The organism is Terribacillus sp. FSL K6-0262 (assembly GCF_037977385.1).
GTDB lineage: Bacteria > Bacillota > Bacilli > Bacillales > Amphibacillaceae > Terribacillus.
The window spans coordinates 2,052,945-2,074,650 of sequence record NZ_CP150277.1 but is presented as its reverse complement, the minus strand read 5'-3'; the positions used below and the strand labels follow the sequence as shown (position 1 = coordinate 2,074,650).

General features: G+C 46.6%; 22 protein-coding genes. 11 read left to right on the top strand and 11 right to left on the bottom strand.

Translation table 11 applies throughout. The features are described 5' to 3' along the window. The 4 genes from MHI54_RS10715 to MHI54_RS10700 all read right to left on the bottom strand — a co-directional run bounded on the left by MHI54_RS10715 (position 1) and on the right by MHI54_RS10700 (position 3,570). Entirely contained in the window at positions 1-624 is a 624-nt protein-coding gene (locus tag MHI54_RS10715; protein ID WP_095214461.1) for a DUF1796 family putative cysteine peptidase, read from the bottom strand. 91 nt (positions 625-715) lie between these two features. Then, positions 716-1,618 carry an NAD-dependent epimerase/dehydratase family protein gene (locus MHI54_RS10710; protein WP_095214419.1) on the bottom strand — a complete coding sequence of 301 codons (903 nt, stop codon included), beginning with the start codon at positions 1,616-1,618 and terminating at the stop codon, positions 716-718. 15 nt (positions 1,619-1,633) lie between these two features. Beyond that, positions 1,634-2,845 carry a glycosyltransferase family 4 protein gene (locus MHI54_RS10705; protein ID WP_095214420.1) on the bottom strand — a complete coding sequence of 404 codons (1,212 nt, stop codon included), beginning with the start codon at positions 2,843-2,845 and terminating at the stop codon, positions 1,634-1,636. Positions 2,846-2,964: 119 nt separating this feature from the next. Beyond that, positions 2,965-3,570 (bottom strand): hypothetical protein, encoded by a 606-nt coding sequence (locus tag MHI54_RS10700; RefSeq protein WP_340081454.1) that lies wholly within the window; start codon positions 3,568-3,570, stop codon positions 2,965-2,967. 169 nt (positions 3,571-3,739) lie between these two features. On the opposite strand from MHI54_RS10700, the gene wecB reads away from it, so the two are divergent. From wecB to MHI54_RS10685, 3 genes are read left to right on the top strand one after another with little or no spacing between them, the layout of a single operon-like run. Further along, positions 3,740-4,828 carry a UDP-N-acetylglucosamine 2-epimerase (non-hydrolyzing) gene (wecB, locus tag MHI54_RS10695; RefSeq protein WP_095214422.1) on the top strand — a complete coding sequence of 363 codons (1,089 nt, stop codon included), beginning with the start codon at positions 3,740-3,742 and terminating at the stop codon, positions 4,826-4,828. Further along, entirely contained in the window at positions 4,821-5,807 is a 987-nt protein-coding gene (locus MHI54_RS10690; protein ID WP_095214423.1) for a polysaccharide biosynthesis protein, read from the top strand. The genes wecB and MHI54_RS10690 overlap by 8 nt, the downstream gene beginning before the upstream one ends. Then, complete coding sequence (locus MHI54_RS10685; protein ID WP_095214424.1) at positions 5,807-6,640, top strand: SDR family oxidoreductase; 834 nt, start codon at positions 5,807-5,809, stop codon at positions 6,638-6,640. The genes MHI54_RS10690 and MHI54_RS10685 overlap by 1 nt, the downstream gene beginning before the upstream one ends. On the opposite strand, the gene MHI54_RS10680 is transcribed toward MHI54_RS10685, so the two are convergent. Then, positions 6,619-7,707, bottom strand: coding sequence for a glycosyltransferase family 4 protein (locus MHI54_RS10680; protein ID WP_095214425.1), 1,089 nt, complete (start codon positions 7,705-7,707; stop codon positions 6,619-6,621). The two genes, MHI54_RS10685 and MHI54_RS10680, sit on opposite strands and share 22 nt — an antisense overlap. 86 nt (positions 7,708-7,793) lie before the next feature. On the opposite strand from MHI54_RS10680, the gene MHI54_RS10675 reads away from it, so the two are divergent. The 4 genes from MHI54_RS10675 (at position 7,794) to MHI54_RS10660 (ending at position 11,127) form a co-directional block, all read left to right on the top strand. Beyond that, entirely contained in the window at positions 7,794-8,522 is a 729-nt protein-coding gene (locus tag MHI54_RS10675) for a glycosyltransferase (RefSeq protein WP_095214426.1), read from the top strand. Positions 8,523-8,655: 133 nt separating this feature from the next. Next, positions 8,656-9,882, top strand: coding sequence for a glycosyltransferase family 4 protein (locus tag MHI54_RS10670; RefSeq protein ID WP_095214427.1), 1,227 nt, complete (start codon positions 8,656-8,658; stop codon positions 9,880-9,882). Positions 9,883-9,978: 96 nt separating this feature from the next. Then, positions 9,979-10,410, top strand: coding sequence for a hypothetical protein (locus MHI54_RS10665; RefSeq protein WP_095214428.1), 432 nt, complete (start codon positions 9,979-9,981; stop codon positions 10,408-10,410). A gap of 390 nt (positions 10,411-10,800) precedes the next feature. Continuing rightward, a complete protein-coding gene (locus MHI54_RS10660) occupies positions 10,801-11,127 on the top strand; it encodes a four-helix bundle copper-binding protein (RefSeq protein WP_095214430.1) in 327 nt (108 codons plus the stop codon). 50 nt (positions 11,128-11,177) lie between these two features. Here the strand turns inward: MHI54_RS10660 and MHI54_RS10655 are convergent, their stop codons facing one another. Further along, entirely contained in the window at positions 11,178-11,477 is a 300-nt protein-coding gene (locus tag MHI54_RS10655; protein WP_340081453.1) for a hypothetical protein, read from the bottom strand. 163 nt (positions 11,478-11,640) lie between these two features. On the opposite strand from MHI54_RS10655, the gene MHI54_RS10650 reads away from it, so the two are divergent. Genes MHI54_RS10650 through MHI54_RS10635 form a run of 4 tightly spaced genes read left to right on the top strand, consistent with a single transcriptional unit; the run spans position 11,641 to position 15,400 of the window. Further along, positions 11,641-12,738 carry an ABC transporter ATP-binding protein gene (locus MHI54_RS10650; protein WP_095214432.1) on the top strand — a complete coding sequence of 366 codons (1,098 nt, stop codon included), beginning with the start codon at positions 11,641-11,643 and terminating at the stop codon, positions 12,736-12,738. Then, positions 12,728-13,537 (top strand): ABC transporter permease, encoded by an 810-nt coding sequence (locus tag MHI54_RS10645; protein ID WP_340081452.1) that lies wholly within the window; start codon positions 12,728-12,730, stop codon positions 13,535-13,537. The genes MHI54_RS10650 and MHI54_RS10645 overlap by 11 nt, the downstream gene beginning before the upstream one ends. Then, the gene (locus tag MHI54_RS10640) at positions 13,530-14,336 is read left to right on the top strand and encodes an ABC transporter permease (protein WP_095214434.1); all 807 of its coding nucleotides are present in this window, start codon (positions 13,530-13,532) and stop codon (positions 14,334-14,336) included. Before MHI54_RS10645 ends, MHI54_RS10640 begins: the two co-directional genes overlap by 8 nt. Next, positions 14,333-15,400 carry an ABC transporter substrate-binding protein gene (locus tag MHI54_RS10635; protein WP_340081451.1) on the top strand — a complete coding sequence of 356 codons (1,068 nt, stop codon included), beginning with the start codon at positions 14,333-14,335 and terminating at the stop codon, positions 15,398-15,400. Before MHI54_RS10640 ends, MHI54_RS10635 begins: the two co-directional genes overlap by 4 nt. Before the next feature lie 45 nt (positions 15,401-15,445). On the opposite strand, the gene MHI54_RS10630 is transcribed toward MHI54_RS10635, so the two are convergent. From MHI54_RS10630 to MHI54_RS10610, 5 genes are all read right to left on the bottom strand, one after another. Then, positions 15,446-16,885, bottom strand: coding sequence for a glycoside hydrolase family 1 protein (locus MHI54_RS10630; RefSeq protein ID WP_340081449.1), 1,440 nt, complete (start codon positions 16,883-16,885; stop codon positions 15,446-15,448). Between the two features lie 21 nt (positions 16,886-16,906). After that, positions 16,907-18,802: a beta-glucoside-specific PTS transporter subunit IIABC gene (locus tag MHI54_RS10625; RefSeq protein ID WP_095214437.1), complete on the bottom strand. Its 1,896-nt coding sequence runs from the start codon at positions 18,800-18,802 to the stop codon at positions 16,907-16,909. Between the two features lie 351 nt (positions 18,803-19,153). Continuing rightward, positions 19,154-19,447, bottom strand: coding sequence for a DUF3139 domain-containing protein (locus tag MHI54_RS10620; protein WP_095214438.1), 294 nt, complete (start codon positions 19,445-19,447; stop codon positions 19,154-19,156). Between the two features lie 135 nt (positions 19,448-19,582). Then, the gene (locus MHI54_RS10615; RefSeq protein ID WP_095214439.1) at positions 19,583-20,506 is read right to left on the bottom strand and encodes an alpha/beta hydrolase; all 924 of its coding nucleotides are present in this window, start codon (positions 20,504-20,506) and stop codon (positions 19,583-19,585) included. A gap of 489 nt (positions 20,507-20,995) precedes the next feature. Further along, positions 20,996-21,706: a FadR/GntR family transcriptional regulator gene (locus tag MHI54_RS10610; RefSeq protein ID WP_233134763.1), complete on the bottom strand. Its 711-nt coding sequence runs from the start codon at positions 21,704-21,706 to the stop codon at positions 20,996-20,998.

The following is a 21,706-nucleotide window of genomic DNA, read 5'->3' as shown; positions in this document are numbered from 1 at the left end:
TCAGATAAGGTGGACATCCTGAAATAACTGTGCCCACAAAGCATTATTCCCTTCCCATATCTCCCCGTCCGGAAGCTCCACACTATACACATCATCGATAGGCCAGTGTTTTTCCACAATCCCGGAAACAGGACCATGATTTACGACCAGAATCCGAAAATCATTTGCAATGATGGAACGCAGGACCCGCTGAAGCTCCGCTGTATCTTCAAGGGTTGCATTCGTCCTGACGAACAATATTCGCTGGGCTGTCATCAGTCTATCCAACAGCCGATTCACCCTGCGATCCAGCTTTTCTTTTACGCTGGGATATGCCGTAAGCTGGTTCAAGCTATTATTAGCCGTATCGAAGTCGTGATTTGACATGACGAGGTTCCTGTCATCCGATACCAGAAGCATTTTATCCGTCGCATATCCAACAATGCGCAGATTCTCCAGCAGCATGAAATCGCTGAATCGCTTTTCAAACAGTTGTATTACGCTTGTAAGCAGGGGCGTGCCCATCCAATCAAGCGGACCGGAAAATGGCCGGAGATTATTCTTTTTCATTTGGATCGCCCCAAGGCATAAATCTCCCAGACTGAATACTGCATCATAGCCGCCCTTTATTAATTCGTTTCCCACAGCATTTAACCCCTTTCGCAATCTTCCCTCCTAATATATAGATTCATCTGCCGATCATTTCGAAAGAGCAAACTGTCCAATTGCCGGAAAATTACGATCGATACCATGTTTCATGGATACCGCTTGCAAGATCGATGATCGGCTTCCATTTTAAATGACTGATTGCTTTATCATTGCAAAGACAGCTATGCGTGATATCCCCATTCCGGCTCCGTGTGAATTCATGAACCAAGGAGGGATCTATCCGTCTGAAGCATTCCACTAGATCCAAGATGGAATGGCTCATTCCTGTACTTGCATGATACATGCCGCTCTCCTTTTGCTGCATGGCGGCTATATTGGCAGACACGATATCTTCCACAAAAATGAAATCTCTGGATTGAGTGCCATCCCCGTGGATCATGATAGGTTCTTTGCGCATCAATTTTTCCAGGAAAACTGCCACAACACCACCCTCGCCCTTCGGCTTCTGACCAGGGCCGTAAACATTTCCATAACGCAGGATGGTATAGGGGAGCTGATAGAATCGATGGAATAGCTGAATGTATTTCTCAGCTGAAAGTTTGGACAATCCATAATAGGAGATGGGTTCAGGAACATCCTCTTCTTTGACGATGTGCTTTTGGATATTGCCGTAGACGGCGGAAGTAGAGGCAAAGATGAATTTCTTAACGCCGGATGTCCGGCTTGCTTCCAGCATATTAATGGTACCGCCGATATTTACATCTGCATCCTGTACTGGTGCAAGGATGCTTTTTGTCACATCTGCCTGAGCAGCAAGATGAAACATGATATCAGGCTGCTCTTCCAAGACTACGCGATATGCATCTGCGCTTTTCACATCAAATTGAAAAAGCTTCACTTCCTGCGGCAAATTCGATTCATCGCCTGCAGAAAGATCATCCAAAACAAGTATTTCATGCCGTTCATGCAGTAATTTTTTTACAAGGTGAGAGCCAATGAATCCTGCTCCTCCTGTCACCATCACCTTCATCTTTGACCTCCCCCATCAGCTGTCCGGCGCAAATCTTTTATAGATTTCCAAAAGCCGGTCCACGCCAGCTTCCATCGACCAGTGCTGCTTCCCCCATTCGCTCGCCTGCTCGCCCAGGACCTTTCGATATGCCTCATCATCCAGCAAGGTTTCCATTGCACTCTGTAAAGCTGCAGAATCAGCCTTCGGCACAATCAAACCAGTAACGCCATGATCAACCATCTCCGGCAACCCGCCTGCATCGGATACGATGACAGCTTTTCCGCTAATCTGTGCTTCAATCACACTGAGCGGCTGATTATCCATGAGGCTTGGGAGTACACAAATATCCGCCAGTTTCAAAAGGACAGGGACATCTTCCCGTTTACCTAGAAAAAGCACCTTATCATGCAAGCCTGCAGAAGTCACAAGGGCTTGAAGATGCTGCTTCCGATTACCTTCCCCTAAAATCCAGCATACCCAGTCATCACGATCTTTCATGGAAGCCAGTGACTCAATAAGGTAATCCACACCCTTTAATTCAATGAGCCTGCCAGCATAAACTATTATCTTCTTATCCGGAGGTGTCTGTATCGTAGTTGGTTTGGCTTGCTTTTCCAGGAAAGATTCTATGGAGAATCCATAATGCTGCTTTTCAAATTGGTCTTCAGGTACTCCGAATTCTTCGGATAAAATCTGCTGGAGCCAATCATTCGCAACGATCGTCACATCCGCACTGGATGCACCCAAGCTTTCGATCTGATCGAAATATGCCCGTGCAAGTTCAGATGTCGGGGACTTATGGATCGTCTCAAGCTGATGACGTATCTCATGGGAAACCAATCCATGCAGCGTGGCAATAAGCGGGATATCTTTAGGCCGCGCCCTATCCAATGCCACCGTGGAAATGACATCATGTGTATGGATGATGTCATATTTATCAAGTCCGAATTCCGCTGCAGCCAGCTCATACGTGTAACGCTGTATTTCTGTGTACTCTACCAGGTGATTCTGATACACCTTCGGAAAGCTGTCTTTCTTCAAGATGCTGTATATATAAGAAGACCAGCGATCCTTCGGGATGACCTGATCGTTTCCGGAGAGCTGGACATAGGTATTCTCTCCGCCATACCCCATGATATCGACACTATGGCCCAACTCCTCCAATCTGCGCTTCAGCTGGGAAACATAATTCCAAACGCCGCCAAGATGCGGAATAGACCAATAGGTCGCCAATAAAATTTTCATTTCAATAACCTCCAATACCTTATAAAAAACGTCCTGCCATAAGCTTTAAACAGTATATGGCAGATAACGGATCATGTGCTTGCCATAAAAAAGCTTCCTGCTTGACAGGAAGCCTCGGATCAACCCGGTATAGCAGCCAGGATATCCAGGTCCGGTATGGTGATCCTGCTGCTGTTTATCTGAATGGACCTTGTACCATCCGCATTGACTTCTGTTCTATAGCCATGCACATGATCAGGCTGAAAAGGAGCTGGCGTTGCCGGAACAAGCGGCGGTGGTGCAACTGCTTCCCGGACTTCTGGCAACGATCCTTCGGCATGTATGTCTGTACTTCCGGCAGCTGGAGGATTCGCACTGTCCACGAATGGTGCAGGTATGCTTCCGGCTGCTGAATGGCTTGGCGCTGCGTCACTTGCCGGTTCACTTACAGCCGGGCTGATTACGGATGCTGCATCACTTACAGGGGCGCTGATAAGCGGGCTGAAAGCGGACACCGGATCCACGGCCGGCTGCCCGGCTCCGGGAACCGCTTCTTGGACTGGAGATACCATATTTTCTGCAGACTCATGCACTTTCTCCTCCAACTCTGGCTTTTTCTTGACCGAAGATGGAAACGGGACAGGGAAGCCCCTGCTTGCCGAGAATGCCCCTCCCCAGATTGTACCGCCTCCCCGGGAGTTCACTGCTGCTCTGCCATATAATCGCGTCGGTATTTTATTCGGCACTTTCATCATCCTTTCCAAAGCCAGTATATGAGGAGCATGCTTCTTTGTTATTGCTCAAAGTAAAAAATGTCATCCTGTGCTTATATCCAATCCCTTTTCTTAAGCAGCCATATACTAATCAACGAAAATACGCTTGGAAGGAATATGGCGGTTTTAAAGGAGGTTATTTGTGAAGATTTTAACTGTCTTAGGAACACGACCTGAAATAATCCGGCTATCCATCATCATCAAGAAGCTGGATTTGCTGGCAGATCACGTCCTGGTTCACACCGGGCAGAATTACACCTCCAACTTGAGCGATGTTTTTTTTCAAGAAATGCAGATCAGGAAACCCGATTACATCCTCTCCCAAAGTCAGCAGAGTTTAGGGGAACAATTAGCCACGATGTATAAGGAATTGGAAACCATACTGGAGACGGAGAAACCGGAAAAAGTCCTTGTACTCGGGGATACGAACAGCGCGTTGAGTGCCTTGCTTGCAGAACGGATGCATATCCCTGTCGTGCACATGGAAGCAGGCAATCGATGCTTTGACTTGGAGGTTCCAGAGGAGAAAAACAGGCGCGTCATCGATGCAATTTCCAGCCTTAACCTTCCTTATACACCTGGAAGCAGGGAAAATCTGCTGCGGGAGGGACTGCCGGCTAATCGCATTGTCGTCTCGGGAAATCCCATATTTGAGGTATTGCACCATTACAGACCCAGCATCCAAAAAAGCCGCATCTTAAAAGAGCTTAAGCTGAAGAAGCAGCAATACTTGCTGACGACGATACATCGGGCAGAGAATGTCGATCACCCTGACAGGCTGCGGACCATTATGAATGGACTGAGTACCGCGGCAGAAAAACTGAATAAACGTATGATTTGCAGCATCCATCCTCGTACACGATCGAAAATCGAACAATTAAAGGATATGACATGGAGTCCGCTTGTGGAATTTCATGAGCCCTTTGGCTTCTTCGATTTTGTCGCACTTGAACAGCAGGCTCTGCTGGCACTTACGGATAGCGGCACCGTCCAGGAGGAATGCTGTCTGTTCCATGTTCCGACAGTGACCGTGCGCAGGACGACAGAACGGCCAGAAACGGTTGCTTGCGGAAGCAATATCATATCGGGCATCGATGCAAAAGCAATCGAGCGTTCTGCTGTCATCATGGCATCAGCCTCGAAAGATTGGGAGTTTCCTGAAGGATATGCAGACCGATACGTTTCTGACAAAGTGATCAAAATTATTTTAGGAGGTTTGGAAATTGTTTAAGGATAAAACGATTTTCATTACGGGGGGTACAGGTTCTTGGGGGTATGAACTTGTCAAGCAGCTCCTTCTGCATCGTCCGAAGGAAATCCGCATCTTCTCCCGTAATGAATCACATCAATTCACCATGAAGCAGGAATTTGACAATAACCCGAAACTGCATTTCAAAATCGGGGATATCCGTGATCGCGAGGCCTTGATCGAAGCAACGGAAGGCGTGGATTACTTATTCCATCTAGCAGCACTTAAGCATGTGCCTGTTTGTGAAGACCAGCCATTGGAAGCTCTTAAAACGAATGTCATAGGAACACAGCATGTCATTGATGCTGCCATTCATCATAATATCGATAAAGTAATCTATATTTCGACCGATAAGGCATCCGATCCCGCCAACTTCTATGGCCTGTCCAAAGCTATGGGAGAACGATTGATCACCCATGCCAACAAACTCCATGCGAATACGACCTTTGTTTGCATCCGCGGCGGTAATGTTCTCGGCACAAATGGCAGCGTCATCCATGTCTTCAAAAAAGCCATCCGGCAAAAAAACAAAATCGGTATCACCGATCCAGAGATGACGCGATTTTTCCTTACAGTGGAGGATGCCATCAAACTGGTGTTCAAAGCGACCTTCGAAGCTGTCGGCGGGGAAATATTCATCATGAAAATGCCGGCGATCAAAATTACCGATCTCGCAAAAGTCCTGTCAGAGGCATCAGGTGCATCGGATGTCGAATTCGAAATATCGGGGATCCGCCCCGGGGAAAAAATCCACGAGCTGCTCTTGACCGTCAACGAGAGCCATTCCGCAATTGTTTATGACGACCGCTACTTTGTCATCCTGCCCGATGTGAAGACAAAAGAAATAACGGATTACTACAAGGACTATAAAAAAGTCGAGATCACCGATTACAATTCCAGCCAGAACCTGCTGTCACATGAGGAAATCAAAAGCATGCTGGTCAAGGGTGGTTTTATTTAATGAAGATACTCGTCCTCGGCGGGAATGGTATGGCGGGGCATGTCATATATAAGTACCTGCGCAAACAGCCGGATTACGATGTTCATTACACTTCCCGCGATCGTACGGATAAAAGCAGCATCTACCTCGATGCCGTAGATACTCCAGCATTGGAGAAACTGATAAATACGCTTGAACCAGCTATTGTCATCAATTGCATCGGGATCCTTAACGATGCAGCCGAGCAGAATCCGCTTCTGGCCTTCCGCGTCAACAGCCTGCTCCCTCACCAGCTGGCGGCATTCATGGAAAGAAAAAATGGACGCTTGATCCAACTCAGTACCGATTGCGTTTTCTCGGGTAAAACCGGTCAATACAAAGAGACGGACTTTCGCGATGGAACTTCCGTATATTCACAATCCAAGCAGCTTGGAGAAATAACATCACACCCGCATCTGACCATTCGCACCTCCATCATCGGACCGGAACTAAGAAGGAATGGCATAGGGCTTTTCCATTGGTTCATGAGTCAAAGCGGTGAGATCAAAGGATTTGAAAGGGTCTACTGGAATGGAGTGACAACACTCGAATTGGCAAAGGCAGTGGATTTCTTCATCCAAAAGCAGACGAGCGGCCTTTACCATCTATGTCCGGACGAAAAGATCAATAAACACGACCTGCTGCAGCTGATCAAGGAAATCTACCAAAAAGACGACATCCGAATTGTTCCGGATGCCGCACACGTGCTGGATCGGTCGATTGTGAATACAAGACAGTCGCCTGCTTATGCTGTACCCGGCTTTCGAGACATGCTGGAGGAACAGAAGCAAATTTATCCATTACTCCTATCCTGAACACCTAGTTTTAACAGCATTTGTTTAAAAGAAGCTGCATAATTTTCATAACTGAATCTTTCTTTGATATGCCGGAGTGCATTTTCCCGGATAAAGGTCCGCTGATCCATGTTCGCCATCAATTCCTTCGTCTCTGCCAGCGCCGAATCCAGATTGCCCAGCTCATAATATTTACCTGTCTGGTTATGAATGATGGCCCGGCGGACACCATCCGAGTCTGTTGTCAGTACAGGACAGCTGCAGCTCATGGCTTCGATGACTGCATACCCTGCACTTTCCACTTTGGAAGTTGCCAATAAAAATCCTCCAGAATCACCGATCATGGAGAAATAATAGGGCATATCCTCATGTGGAACATCCGGGAATATGGACAGATGATTCCTCAGCTGCAGGCTGTCCAACATCTGTTCAAATGCGAAAAGTTCGCTTGGTGCAGCCAAAGATGGATCATGGAACATATAAAATTGCAAATCAGTCCGATATTCAGAAATGAGTTTATGACATATCAGAAGGAATTCACGCCAGTTCTTGTTATCCTCCAGCCTGCCCACCCAAGCAATGATCGGCTTTTCCGAGGTGATGCCAGGCATATACGCAAATTCATCCGAATCAAAGCAAATATCAAAACCAAAGGTCGGGGTTGCCGGATACAGCTGCTGGTAAATTTCAGCAATGTGCTCCGTCATCGGATGCAGCAATGCATTAGCATAATTCCTCACGATCGGAACTGCCATCTGCAACTGTAAATATGCATTTTCCTTAGGACCGAATCCTTGAGCTTCCAAGATAAGCTTCCCCTTGAAGCCCAGCCGCCGGAAACGAGGGAAGCTTAAAAAATCGGAAGTTATGATAGCTGCATCAAAATCATTACTATCGAATATTTGCTTTATATCTGTATCTTCATTGGTTATATATAACGGAGCTCCGTGATCATTCACTAATTCACGGCGTTTTTCATAATACAGGAAATGTGAAGAGATGCCCTCCAATTCCAAGGCAGCTCTTCTCTGTCGATTGAGTGTTTCCACCCCGCCGCTTGGCACATAAAATACAAATAATACTTTCATATCCTGCCTCCTTTAGTAGGCGTGCAATATCCATTTCATGTATATGCACGCAGGTTGAAAAAATATGTTAAATAGGAGGAGCAGCAATGCTTCCGAAAGTAACGATCATCATTCCTTTTTTCAATGATAAATATGTCCCTTTCGCCATCCAGAGCGCCTTGGATCAGACTTATCCCAATATAGAGGTAATCGTGGTTGACGATGGCTCCACACAGGAAGTCGATAAAATCAGACCTTATCTGAATTATATAACTTACCTGCGGAAAGAAAATGGAGGAACAGCAACTGCGCTCAACCATGGGATTGAGCATGCCGCCGGGGAATATGTGGCATGGCTAAGCTCTGATGATATATTCCTTCCGCATAAGATTCAAATGCAAATGGACTATATGACTGCCAACCATTCATTGGTCAGCTTTTCCAACTACCATCTGATTGATAAAGATAATCAGGTATTCATTCCTTGGTGCGGCAAACGCTTTAGTCCTTTGAACAACGCAAAGGAAGTTTATGAATCTTTCCGTATGGAAAACCCAGTCAATGGCTGCACCACCCTGATTCAAAAAGAAATATTCGATAAAGTTGGCAAATTCAATCCGGGATTCTTGTACACGCACGATTATGATATGTGGTTCCGGATCCTGCTAAATGGCTTCCATATGCATTATATCGATCAGGCACTCATCCAATTCCGTTCGCATGAAGAATCCGGAACATCAAGATTCCAGCCCCAAATACTGCATGAAATGAAAACCATCGAAGGACATTACCGTCCGATTTTAGATGAATACTTGGAAAAATACGCTACATTTTAGTAAAAAGGAGCAATGATCATGAATGAAAAACAACTTGCCGGATTAATAAAACTTGCCCCGCCAGGTTATCGCATTCCAGATGCCCGGCTTCTCCCCCTGATGATGCGCTACGGCAAAACAAACTAGGAGGCTGATGAATATGAAAATACTGCTCGTTTCCTATTATCCGCTTCCGTATGTCGGGGGATTGTGGACGGTTGTTCAAAATCTCCAGAATGAATTGACAAGATTGGGACATGAAGTCGATATACTGGCCCAGGATGAAACGCTATCGGAATACCGCATCATCGGACAGCAAGCGCCCTTTAAAGTGGCCGATGTCAAACCCATCATCGAAGAAAAATTGGGAACCGCCTATCCGAAGCTGGAATCCTATACCTCGATTTACCTCACAGAAGTCCTGAGATATTGTATGGAATTGACAGCTCTGACACTCGATCTCTCCAAGTATGACATCGTCCATGCCCAAGACGTCATTTCAGCATTGGCAATGGATCGTGTGAAGCCTTCCCACATCCCAGTGGTGACAAGTATCCATGGCTATTTGTCGAAGGAGATAGCATTGGCCATCCTGGGGCGTCATCCCGATCTATCAACCGATGAACTTCACGAAAGCTTCGAATACCAATACAACGTTCATTTGGAGCATATCGGTTGTCATGTGAGTGAGTTCATCCACATACCTGCAGCTATAACGAAAACCAAGCTCATACAGCAGCATACTATCCCGGACGCAAGATTTGTACAGTTTCCTTACGGCATAGATATAGACGCCTTTCATAAAAGTCCGAAACAGCTGGACAATATCCCCGCCAAGACAAAGCCGACCATCTTATTTGCCGGGAGACTGGTGCAATTAAAAGGCGTGCATATTTTAATAGAAGCCTTAAAACAGCTAAAAGCTTCCACCTCGGATTGGGAATGCTGGATACTCGGCAAAGGCGACGCCGCAAAACAACTCAAAAATCAAATAAAAGAAGCCGGCCTCTCCTCTGAAATAAAGCTGCTGGGTTCTGTACCTAATGTAAAAGACTTTCTTGAATCATCTGATATCTTTGTTCTGCCAAGCTTACAGGATACACAGCCGTATTCTGTCATAGAAGCCCAGCTATGCGGCATCCCGACAGTCGTCAGCGATGCCGGCGGACTTCCTGAAATGGTGCAGGAAGGAGTGACGGGCCTGCTTTCCGAGGCAGGCAATCCAAACAGCCTGGCCCAGCAGCTTCACCGCTTGCTCCAGGATGATTCGCTTCGCCGGCAGTTGGGCAGCCAAGCAAAGCTCTGGGCCGAACAGCAATGGTCGCTGGTCAATATGGGCATGAACACTGTCGAGTTATATAAAAAGGCACTGGCATTATAGTAGAGGCAGCAAATTTCTTTTTCAAGATGGCTGTCCCTTTCATAACGGAGAAGGACTCATATAATATAGTATCTCGATGCGAAAGGAGGACATTTCATGACAATACTGCTCGATGCAAGAACATCCCAGAACGCCAGTACTTCCAACTCCTTCTCTGCTCCAATATTGATCGGGACACCCCAAGTGTTTGGACAAATCGGTCTGATAACCACAGAAGCCACATCACCTATCAGAGTACAGTTAAACGGCATCATTACAGTCCAGCTCCCCCTATTGCCTGTACTGACCACCATCACCGTCACAATCGTGCGAGGTACACAGCCGACAGATCCAGTCGTTTTCTCAGCCTCTTCCAACTTGGATTTGGAAATTCTGGGACCTCAGGCCTTCACTTTTATCGGTTCGGACATCAACGTCCCTCCACCAACAAGCGGACAGCTGACATATACAGCATTCATATCAGCAAACCTAATCGGGACTGTCCGAGTCGGGCCAGAAAGCTTCAATGGCCTTGCCTTTGCCGATTAAAATCAGAGGATAGGCAGTTCGTTCCCGCTTATCCTCTCTTTATATCCGCCGTGCCCGTTTCACTGTTTCCTCATATGCTATGATTGGAAAGGTGGTGAGTATGATGGATTTGATGGGTTATTACGAACCTGAAAAGAAAACCAAGCGCAAGTATAAATGCAAAGATCACGATCCTTGCAAAAAAGACGAAAAAAAACATGAGAAATGCGAGTGCGAGGATTCCTGCAAAGGCGGAACACGCTGGGGTGCTTCCTTCCTGACACCTCCATCCCCTCCATTTCCATATTAGTCCAGAAAAAAAGCGACATGCTCAAATGTCGCTTTTTCTTATGAAATGTTATTGATCGGACCCCTCAGGGAAATATTCCAGATAAGGAGGAGATTTCAATCATGAATACAGATTATGAGAATTGCATCCAAGCTTGCCTGACATGCATGAAAGCCTGCAATGCATGCTATGATGCCTGTCTGCTGGAAGATGATGTGAAGACGATGGCCAATTGCATCCGGATGGATCGTGAATGTGCGGATATGTGCGCATTTGCAATCCAGTCGATGCAGCGCAGCAGTCCGTTTGCCGAGCAAATTTGTACATTATGTGCAGAAATATGCCAAGCCTGCGGCGAAATATGCAGACAGCATGATGTACAGCATTGCCAGGATTGTGCAGATGCGTGCTTTGCCTGTGCCGACGCTTGCCGATCCATGGCCGCATAATAAAAGACTGCCAAAAGACGAATGGCAGTCTTTTCCCTTTGGGTATGCCACTATTGGCGCTGCAGCCTTCCGGAGAAGGACTCTATCAGCAAAACGACCGCTGCTGCTGCGTGCAGCATCCAGCCAACGAAAGGTATCCAGCCCAGGCAGGAGGCTACAATCCCCATGATGCTGCCGGCAAGCGGTCCTTTGACCTGCACAGCAAGCACAAGGGTGATGATATGCAGAATCAGCATGATGACCAGCGGCATCCAGCCATTCGATAAAATGATAAGTCCTCCGAGTACAGGAACAGCCAAAATGGCTTCCATGATTCCTGTAATAAGTTTCATGGTTCTTGTTGCAGACATAGTGTCCGTCCTCTCTATCCATACTTGGTTTCATACATATACGCATCATACTCTAAAAAGTTCCATATGAAAAAGTTCTATTCAATATGCCTTCTTATGTCGTATAATGGTACGTCAAGATTTTTAGGATCAAAAATACGGAAAAGAAACAAGGGAGATGACAATGACAAAGAAACCGATCATTCAATTCCACAATGTAATGAAGCAGTACGATAAAGATACCACTGTTTTGGACAATGTCAGCTTCGAAATCGAGCGCGGCAAGTTCTATACCCTCCTGGGTCCTTCCGGGTGCGGGAAAACGACCATCTTACGTCTGATTGCAGGGTTTACAGAACCCACTTCCGGAGAGATGCTGTTCGACGGGAAACCATTGAATAAAATTCCGGCCAACAAAAGATCTGTAAACACTGTATTCCAGGATTATGCCCTGTTTCCTCATCTGAATGTATATGAAAACGTGGCTTTTGGCCTGCGCATCAAAAAGATGCCTCAGAAGCAGATCGATGAGAAAGTGAAGGAAGCATTGCGTTTCGTCAACCTGGCTGGCTATGAAAAGCGGGAAATCAGCGAAATGTCCGGCGGACAGCGTCAGCGTGTCGCCATCGCACGTGCTGTCGTGAACGAACCGGAAGTGATTTTGCTGGATGAGCCCCTATCCGCACTGGACTTGAAGCTGCGTACGGAGATGCAGTATGAATTACGCGAGATGCAGCAGCGTCTCGGCATCACATTCATCTTCGTGACGCATGACCAGGAAGAAGCGCTTGCTCTCTCGGATGAGATTTTCGTCCTGAACAGCGGGAAAATAGAACAAAGCGGCACACCAACGGATATATACGATGAACCGATCAACCGTTTCGTGGCCGACTTTATCGGAGAATCAAACATTGTTGATGGACGGATGATCCGGGATTATGAGGTGGAGTTCACCGGCAAACGCTTTGCCTGTGTAGACCAGGGTCTGCAGCCGAATGAACCCGTCGAAATTGTCATCCGCCCGGAAGATTTGCATATAACAAGCGCAGAAGAAGGAAACCTGCGCGTCACAGTCGATTCCCAGCTATTTCGCGGGGTCCATTATGAAATCTCCAGCTATGATGAAGCTGGTAACGAATGGCTTGTGCATTCCACGAAGAAAGCTGTCGTCGGAGAGGAAATCGGATTAGCCTTTGAGCCGGAGGCCATCCACGTCATGCGTCTGAATGAGACGGAAGAAGAATTCGATAAACGACTAGAGGCGTACGACGATGGAGAATAAGACGACTCGCAATCTGTATACGATTCCCTATGTCATTTGGATTGCCTTTTTTGTCATCGCCCCGATCCTGTTGGTGCTGTATTATTCTTTCCAGGACATCGACGGCAGCTTTTCATTGACCAATTACCGTAATTTCTTTACACCCATCTATTTGGAGATGACATTGAGCTCTTTTTGGTATGCATTCCTGATTACACTGATCACCTTGCTATTTGCTTATCCTACAGCTTACTTGCTGACAAAGCTGAAGCATAAGCAATTATGGCTATTATTGATCATCGTGCCAAGCTGGATCAACCTATTGCTGAAGGCTTATGCTTTCCTCGGCATCTTTGGTACGTATGGTATGGCCAATAAAGTACTGGAAGCGATCGGAATCGGATCCAAGGATATCCTTTTTACTGATTTCAGCTTTGTCTTCGTATCTGTCTATATTTTCATTCCGTTCATGATCCTGCCGATTTTCAATGCCCTGGATAAGCTGAATCCAACTTATCTGGATGCAGCGAATGATCTGGGAGCATCACGATGGACGACCTTCCGCCGAATCGTATTCCCATTGACGATCGACGGTGTGAAAGCAGGCTGTCAGATCACGTTCATTCCAGCCCTATCCTTATTCATGCTGACACGGCTTATCGCCGGCAGCCAAGTCATCACACTCGGCACGGCAATCGAGCAGCAATTCCTGGTCACACAGAATTGGGGGATGGGATCGACGATTGCTGTCTTCCTGATCATTTTCATGTTCATCATCATGTTCGCAACAGGAACGAAAAGGAGGAAAGCACGTGGATAAGAGACTTTCTCCCCTATCACGGATTTTTTTGATCGTCATGTTTGCGCTGCTGTATTTACCTATCTTTTACTTGATATTTTATTCTTTCAACAGCGGTGGCAATATGTATGATTTCGAGAGCTTTACATTCGATTGGTATAAGGAGCTGTTTCAAGATACCCGGCTTTTGATCATTGTTTTGAACACAATCGTGATCGCCCTGCTCTCCGCTTTGATTTCAACGATCATCGGTGTGCTTGGTGCGATGATGATCTATAAGATTCGATCCGGCAGGACAAAGAATGCCTTATTGTCATTGAACAACATCTTGATCGTGAGTCCGGATGTCATCATCGGTGCATCCTTCCTGATCCTATTTACCATCGCCGGTATCCAGCTTGGGTTCTATTCGGTGCTGCTGTCGCACATCGCCTTCAGTATCCCGATTGTCGTCTTGATGGTATTGCCGAAGCTATCCGAGATGAGTCCTTCCCTTCTTGATGCAGCAAGAGATCTTGGCGCCTCACGCTGGAAGGTGATCACGAAAGTGGTGATTCCTTATATAACTCCCGGTATATTCGCCGGCTTTTTCATGGCGCTTACCTACTCACTGGATGACTTCGCTGTAACATTCTTTGTGACAGGAAATGGGTTCACCACATTGTCTGTCGAGATTTATTCCCTTGCCAGACAAGGAATATCATTATCCATCAATGCCCTTTCGACGATCATCTTCCTCGTTACGATGCTGATTGTCGTCATCTATCATCTGATCACCCGCCGCGGCAGGAAATCACCTGATCTGGAGGTGCTCAAATGAAGCAGCTGATGCGTCTAGCCGTTGTGATCATTGCTGTGAGCGCTATACTGCTCGTCACCATCTCCCGCCTCAATGCCTCCCAAGGCTACTCAGGCGGCAATACACTTACCGTGTATAACTGGGGCGACTATATCGATCCGGCTGTTATTGACGAATTCGAAAAAGAAACAGGCATCACGGTCGTCTATGAAACGTTCGATTCGAATGAGGCGATGATGACAAAGATACAGCAAGGCGGAACAAGCTATGATATCGCTGTTCCTTCCGAGTATACGATCGAAAAGATGAAGGAAGAGGATTTGCTGCTTCCGATTGATCACAGCAAGATCCCGAACCTGAAAAATATCGATTCCCGGTTCATGGATCTGCCTTTCGATCCCGGAAACGAATATTCCGTACCTTATTTCTGGGGAACTGTCGGCATCGTTTATAACAGCAAGCAATTGGGCGGTATGACATTCGACAGCTGGGAGGACCTATGGGATCCTGCCCTCAAGAATCAGATCGTGCTCATCGATGGTGCACGCGAGATCATCGGGATGGGGCTGAACAGCCTTCATTATTCCCTTAACGATACAGACCCCGCCCACTTGCAGGAAGCCTATGACAAACTAGTGAGCCTGAAGCCGAATGTCCGGGCTCTGCTTGGGGATGAAAATAAAATGCTGATGGCATCCGGGGAAGTGTCGATCGGGATAACGTGGTCCGGGGATGCTTCGGAGATCATGGCAGAAAACGAGGATCTTGACTATGTCGTCCCAGAGGAAGGCTCCAATCTATGGTTCGATAATATGGTCATCCCGAAAACTGCCAAGAATGTCGACGCTGCACATAAATTCATCAATTTTATGCTCGATCCAAAGATTGCAGCGCAAAATACCGAATATGTCAGCTACTCCACACCGAATAAGGAAGCCTTGCAATATATGCCCCAGGAGATGGTGAATGATGAACGCTTCTATCCATCCCCTGAATTGACAGATCGTCTGGAAGTTTATGAAAACCTCGGACAGGAAAACCTGTCTCGTTATAACGAATTATTCCTCAAATTCAAGATGGAATAGGAAAAGACCTTATCCAAGTCGATTGGATAAGGTCTTTTTTATTTTTTACAGCTCTGCCCCATTCGTCTCAATTACATTTTTATACCAATGGAACGATTTCTTCCGGCTCCGCTCCAATGTCCCGCTTCCATCATCATGCTTATCGACATAGATGAAACCATATCGCTTGGAATACTCCCCTGTAGAAGCACTTACCAAGTCGATGCAGCCCCAGCTGGTATATCCCATTAAGTCCACGCCATCCTCGATGGCTTCTTCCATCGCTTTGATATGATCGCGCAGATAATCGATGCGGTAATCATCGTTGATGCTGCCGTCTGCTTCTACTTCATCATACGCACCGAGTCCGTTTTCCACAATGAACAACGGCACCTGGTAGCGATCATACATGTCATTCAATGCAATGCGCAGCCCGAGGGGATCGATTTCCCAGCCCCAGTCGCTTGCTTTGAGGAATGGATTCTTCACGCCGGACATGATATTCCCCTGCGCCAGTTCCTCTTCACTCTTTTGAGCTTTTTCCGTCCGGGACATATAGTAGCTGAAGCCGATATAGTCCACCGTTCCTGCTTGGATCGTTTCCAAATCGCCTTCCTCTATTTGCAGCTGGACCCCTTGTTCCTTGAAGAATCGTTTTGCAAAGGCTGGATAAGCACCCCGGACCATCACGTCCCCACAATAGTTGTTGAACAGACGCGCTTCCTGATCGGCATAGAAGACGTTTTCCGGATTGCTGTCATATGCATATACCGGTGCATAAATGATCATACAGCCGATCTGCGCATCCGGATTCACTTCATGGCAGTACTGGACTGCTTTCGCACTGGCCACAAACTGATGGTGAAGCCCTTGCACAACGGATTGATACTTGTGCTCCCCAGGCTGGATGGAGAAACCAAGGCTCATGATCGGCATGATAAGGCCGCTATTGATCTCGTTGAATGTCATCCAATATTTCACTTTATCTTTATAGCGATCAAGCACAGTCTTGGCGTAACGCTCAAAGAAAGTGATCACTTCCCGGTTCTTCCAGCCGCCGTATTCTTTCACCAAATTGACCGGCATCTCATAGTGGGAAATCGTTACGACCGGCTCAATACCGTGCTTATGCAGCTCATCGAATACGCGATCATAGAACGCAAGCCCTTCTTCATTCGGCTCCAGTTCATCGCCATTTGGGAAAATACGAGTCCAGGCTATGGACATCCGGAATACTTTGAAGCCCATCTCTGCAAATAGTGCAATATCTTCTTTATAACGATGATAGAAGTCGATTGCTTCGTGGTTCGGATAGGTGTATTTCTCCGTATCGATTTCGAAATCAAATCCTGGCTCTGCCAAGATGCGCAGACGCTCTTTTCCGCCTGGAAGTACATCCGCAATATTCAGTCCTTTATTGCCTTCATGGAATCCGCCCTCCATCTGGTTGGCAGCTGTTGCGCCGCCCCATAGGAATCCTTGTGGAAATGCTGTTTGCTTTGTCATGTTTATCTCTCCTTTTATAATTTAAGATGCTTCTTTTGAAGTGGCCGCAGGCGCTGCCAAATCCAGCAGTGCTTGTCCTGCTCCGACGGGGCCGTCTGCCAGGGAAGAAATATCCTCATACTCAGCAGTGTTCGTGATAATGACGGGCGTGATCAAGTCGAAGCCTGCAGCCTGGATGGCCTCCATATCAAAGGAAACAAGCTTCTGGCCTTTTTTGACCTGTTCACCTGAAGCAATATGAGCTGTGAAATGTTCCCCATTCAATTTCACTGTATCGACCCCGACATGGATCAGTACTTCGGCACCACTTGCACTTTTCAAACCAATGGCATGTTTTGTTGCAAAGAGTGTAACTACTTCACCATCTACCGGAGATACAACCTCGCCTTTCGTCGGGAAGATGGCCGCCCCTTTACCCATGATCTCCTGCGCAAATGTCGGATCACTTACTTCTGCAAGCGGTCGAACCTCTCCTGTCAGAGGGCTGGAAATGACTTCCGATGCTTTCTCTGATTCTGTTTCTTCAGCAGTATCTTCGGATGCTTTTTCTATTGTGTTTTCTTCCGTTGCTTCCAGCACATCTTCAAATCCCATGATCCATGTAACCGCAGCAGCTGCAACGAATGCCAGCAAGAGCCCAAGCAAGGCAAACACGATTTCAGGACCAATCAAAACTGGAATACCCGGAATTCCAACGATTCCCGCTACTATATAAGCTTTGACATCCGCAATACCATAAAGGACTCCGCCTATTGCAGCCCCTATCAGTGCAGCGACGAATGGTTTCTTCAGCTTCATATTGACCCCATACATGGCTGGTTCGGTAACACCCATCACTGCAGTCAATGCCGTTGTAAAAGACAATGATTTAAATTTCTTATTTTTCGATTTCAGGGCAACCGCAAAAGCCGCACCAGCTTGACCGAAATTGGCAAGGAACATCGCAGGGATGATGTAGTCAAAACCATTCACTGCAATACTATTGATGACGACTGGTGTAAAAGCATAATGCATCCCGGTAATGATAATAAGTGAGAACGTACCTGCAAGCAGAATGGTAGCAACGATGCCTGCATTCTCAAACATGAAATTCATACCTGAGGATAAATAGTTACCAATGATTGCACCAAGAGGTCCTACCGTAATCAAAGTGACCGGAACGACAACCAATAAGGTTACTGTCGGAACAACGATCAGCTTCAAGGAAGCATGTGTGATACGGTCAACCCATTTCTCTACATAAGACGCAATCCAGATAGCCAGCAGGATCGGGATAACCGTAGATGAATAGGTTGCTATCGTTACAGGCAATCCGACAAAGGAGATGCCCCCACCCTCTGCGAACATGGCAGTCAGCGTCGGGTGCAGGATTGCCGCTCCTATGGCAGCAGCCACATAAGGATTGGACCCAAACTTACGTGCTGCACTGATAGCAAGCAAGATCGGCAGGAAGTAGAATGCACCGTCTCCGATGACCGTCAGGATTTGATACGTTTGGGAAGACTCCTGCAGTACACCCATGGTCAGCAGCAGGGCCGTGATACCCTTGATCATACCCGCACCAGCGATGGCTGGCAGGATCGGTGTGAACACGCCGGAAATGACATCAAAAATCGAGCTGATCACATTTTTCTTTTGCTTCGATTCGCCTTCTCCACTCTTCGCTTCACTTAAACTGCTATTGGCGATGATCTCCTTATAAACCTTCGGGACCTCATTGCCGATGATCAGCTGGAACTGGCTGCCGCTTATGTTGGAACCAAGTACACCATCCACCTGCTCCAAGCTTTTCCGATCGGCTTTGCTGTTGTCATACAGGTTGAAGCGAAGCCGTGTCATGCAATGGATGACACTTTGTACATTTGATTCTCCGCCTACCAATTGCAAAATCTCTTCTGCTGTTTTACGATGGTTCATGATAGACCCTCCATTCGGGGATATTATGATGAGGATAAAGGGTGCCGCCTTTATCCTTTTTTTGATAAGCTGCGGGTTTTTGATACACAAAAAAACCCAAACTACACCCCGGACACAGAGTCGTCTCTGCTCACGGAATATAATTTAGGTTTTGCCTGCTTATCAGTAACAATCCTAAAGGATAGTTGTATGCTGTTTTGTTATCTTACAAACTCAATTTATCATGTAAGCGGATTATTGTCAACGCTTTCAATGCATATTCATCAAAATGTGATGGATATGCTTACTGCTGGCTTATGTAGCAGATGGAATGCGCAGCCGTTTGAATCGGCACTTCTTAAACCTGCTGTTTTAATTCAGTTGACTGATGGTTGATGATTCAAATTTCACCTCATCCCCGTTTTTGTAATAGTAATAGACTTTCCTATCATCTTTCAATCTGACGGCAACCATATAATTCCCGTTACCTCTCAAATTCGCGATGAAAGGTTCCAGACTGACAATGTCGCTTTCTTCCGTCCCCTTTTCCAGCAGATATTCATGGACTGCCTCTTTGGCACTTTGTTTCCTGATTGTTATGTAACTCCAAATTCCAGAAGGTATGAGCACCAGGATGGCGATTACAATCAATATGGTCTTTTTCATATTCCATCCCCTATCCTCTTTTTCCTGACTGCAACTTGTGAATGTCGGTATAGCCAGACTCACTTAAAAGATAAACCGTCAGCAATCAAGCTGACGGTGATAACTCAAGAACACTCCCTGCATCGAAGTGGGCAATCATTTATACAAAGCTTGCTTCAGCTGAGCTGCCCCCTCAGCCAGGGCTTGATGCGCTTCCTCCACATAAGCGGTAAAGCCAGCAAAGCCATGGATCAATCCATCATAATTCTTTGCAAACACATCGACACCTTCCTGCTGCAGTTTGGCAGCATAATGCTGCGCTTCATCCCGCAGCGGATCATATTCCGCTGTCAAAATCGCTGCAGGCGGCAATGTTTTTAGCAGCCCGGAACGAATCGGCGATGCATGCGGGTTTAGACGATCTTCTTCTGTCCGGTAATAATGGCTGCGGAACCAATTCATCAAACGTTTGGTCAATAAATAGCCTTCCGCGTTTTCTCGCAAAGAAGCCGGCTCCTCCCCGATATAACCCGTAGATGGATATAAGAGCAATTGGAATATAGGTTTATGGCCGCTTCGTTCTTCTGCCAGCAGACATACGACCGTAGCAAGATTTCCTCCGGCACTATCTCCTCCCACAGCAATTTTATCCTGTTCGATTCTTAAATCCTCTGCATTGGCCCTGACCCATTGAAAGGCATCATAGGCATCCTCTACCGCAGCCGGGAATTTATATTCAGGTGCCAGCCGGTAATCTACCGAGATGACCGTACAATCTGCCAGATTGGCAATCTCACGACAAGTGGCATCATGCGACTCGATGCTTCCGACAACCCAGCCGCCGCCATGATAAAAGACAAGTGCAGGCTGCTTCTTATCATCAGAACGATAGATACGGATCGGCAATGTCCGATCGCTCAACTCGATTTTGCTATCTTCCACTTCAGCCACTTCCTGTTTAGGCCCATCCTCCTGCATCCTGGCTTGGCTTCGAAACTGTTCCGGCGAAACCGATTCAATTGGTATCGGATTCGCATTCACTTCTTTTAAAAATGCTTGTATTTTGGGATTCAACCCCATTTTCCATCCCCCTTTTCCATTCCCATTCATTGTTCCACTATTTTACTGCAATTTAAACTTCCCTGCACTGATTGAGATCATTCAATCTGATTTGATATGAATGCGGCCAGTGCAAACCCGCTGTTTCATGCATCAAAGTCCTCTATCCGGCAGCTGAATCAGCAAAATGTTCCTCTCCCGTGCATGGCAAAAATTCATTCAGTCCGGTCATTCTTGGAGCGATATGCTGTCTAGTTCCTCAGCGTCAAAATTCCGCCACTCCAAAATTTGCATGATTGACAGATTGTCAGGCTGGGTATCTTATAACTACCAACTCAATCACAAGGAGGATCCCAATCATGAGTTCACTCACAAGAGACATTTTCACCACATATGCCGAGGAAGATTCCTTCGAGCTGGAGCCATACTTAGATCACCTGTTTGAATTGAATGAGGAAGAATCCGATGACGAATAAATAAAGAAGCAGCGGCTGCGGAACCGCTGCTTCTTCATTCACCTTGTTTTTCCTGCTGTCCCTCCAGGATCTTCTTCTGGACAAAGCGCAGATGATCATACATTGCTGTGTACGCTTTATAGGCATCCCTTTCCTTCAGTGCCTCATAAATGCGTTTATGATATGCTACCGTCTTATCTTTTTCCCTGACAATGATATGGTTATTGATTTTCGCATGATAAAGAAGCAAGGAATGAATCATGCCATCAAGTATCAAATTATTGGCACTCAAGGCTATGATCCGGTGGAATCGTTTATCAGCTTGACCATAATTATCGTCCTCTGATTCTTCGATTTCCACAATCGTTTCATACAGTTCTTCCAGCTGTTCATCCGTGATCTTTTCCGTTGCGATTGTGACCAGTCCAAGTTCCAAGACGATTCTCGCTTCGATGATCGCCTGGATATTGTCGCTTGCCAGGTTAAGCATATCAGAAAAAGGTGCCGCACCGACTTTCAGGTTGAAGTAGGTGCCTTCCCGTGTCTTGCGCGTAATGATGCCGAGTGTTTCCAATGCACTCAAGGCTTCACGCAAAACAGTCCTGCTGACCCCGAGGATCGTGATGAATTCCGCTTCTGTAGGCAGCTTATCCCCTGGCTTCAGCTGACCGCTTGATAGCAGATGCAGAATCCGTTCCACCACTTGCTTGGATAATGTTTTTCTGTTAACGTGCTCCAGATTCATTTGCAATGGGTCTCTCTCCAT

What these genes read in the sequence shown, in the direction of transcription:
- MHI54_RS10710 (WP_095214419.1), bottom strand. Translation starts at nt 1,618, where the DNA reads ATGAAGGTGATGGTGACAGGAGGAGCAGGATTCATTGGCTCTCACCTT.
- MHI54_RS10705 (WP_095214420.1), bottom strand. Translation starts at nt 2,845, where the DNA reads ATGAAAATTTTATTGGCGACCTATTGGTCTATTCCGCATCTTGGCGGC.
- MHI54_RS10685 (WP_095214424.1), top strand. Translation starts at nt 5,807, where the DNA reads ATGAAGATACTCGTCCTCGGCGGGAATGGTATGGCGGGGCATGTCATA.
- MHI54_RS10680 (WP_095214425.1), bottom strand. Translation starts at nt 7,707, where the DNA reads ATGAAAGTATTATTTGTATTTTATGTGCCAAGCGGCGGGGTGGAAACA.
- MHI54_RS10675 (WP_095214426.1), top strand. Translation starts at nt 7,794, where the DNA reads ATGCTTCCGAAAGTAACGATCATCATTCCTTTTTTCAATGATAAATAT.
- MHI54_RS10670 (WP_095214427.1), top strand. Translation starts at nt 8,656, where the DNA reads ATGAATATGAAAATACTGCTCGTTTCCTATTATCCGCTTCCGTATGTC.
- MHI54_RS10665 (WP_095214428.1), top strand. Translation starts at nt 9,979, where the DNA reads ATGACAATACTGCTCGATGCAAGAACATCCCAGAACGCCAGTACTTCC.
- MHI54_RS10660 (WP_095214430.1), top strand. Translation starts at nt 10,801, where the DNA reads ATGAATACAGATTATGAGAATTGCATCCAAGCTTGCCTGACATGCATG.
- MHI54_RS10655 (WP_340081453.1), bottom strand. Translation starts at nt 11,477, where the DNA reads ATGTCTGCAACAAGAACCATGAAACTTATTACAGGAATCATGGAAGCC.
- MHI54_RS10650 (WP_095214432.1), top strand. Translation starts at nt 11,641, where the DNA reads ATGACAAAGAAACCGATCATTCAATTCCACAATGTAATGAAGCAGTAC.
- MHI54_RS10645 (WP_340081452.1), top strand. Translation starts at nt 12,728, where the DNA reads ATGGAGAATAAGACGACTCGCAATCTGTATACGATTCCCTATGTCATT.
- MHI54_RS10635 (WP_340081451.1), top strand. Translation starts at nt 14,333, where the DNA reads ATGAAGCAGCTGATGCGTCTAGCCGTTGTGATCATTGCTGTGAGCGCT.
- MHI54_RS10630 (WP_340081449.1), bottom strand. Translation starts at nt 16,885, where the DNA reads ATGACAAAGCAAACAGCATTTCCACAAGGATTCCTATGGGGCGGCGCA.
- MHI54_RS10625 (WP_095214437.1), bottom strand. Translation starts at nt 18,802, where the DNA reads ATGAACCATCGTAAAACAGCAGAAGAGATTTTGCAATTGGTAGGCGGA.
- MHI54_RS10620 (WP_095214438.1), bottom strand. Translation starts at nt 19,447, where the DNA reads ATGAAAAAGACCATATTGATTGTAATCGCCATCCTGGTGCTCATACCT.
- MHI54_RS10615 (WP_095214439.1), bottom strand. Translation starts at nt 20,506, where the DNA reads ATGGGGTTGAATCCCAAAATACAAGCATTTTTAAAAGAAGTGAATGCG.
- MHI54_RS10610 (WP_233134763.1), bottom strand. Translation starts at nt 21,706, where the DNA reads ATGGAGAGAGACCCATTGCAAATGAATCTGGAGCACGTTAACAGAAAA.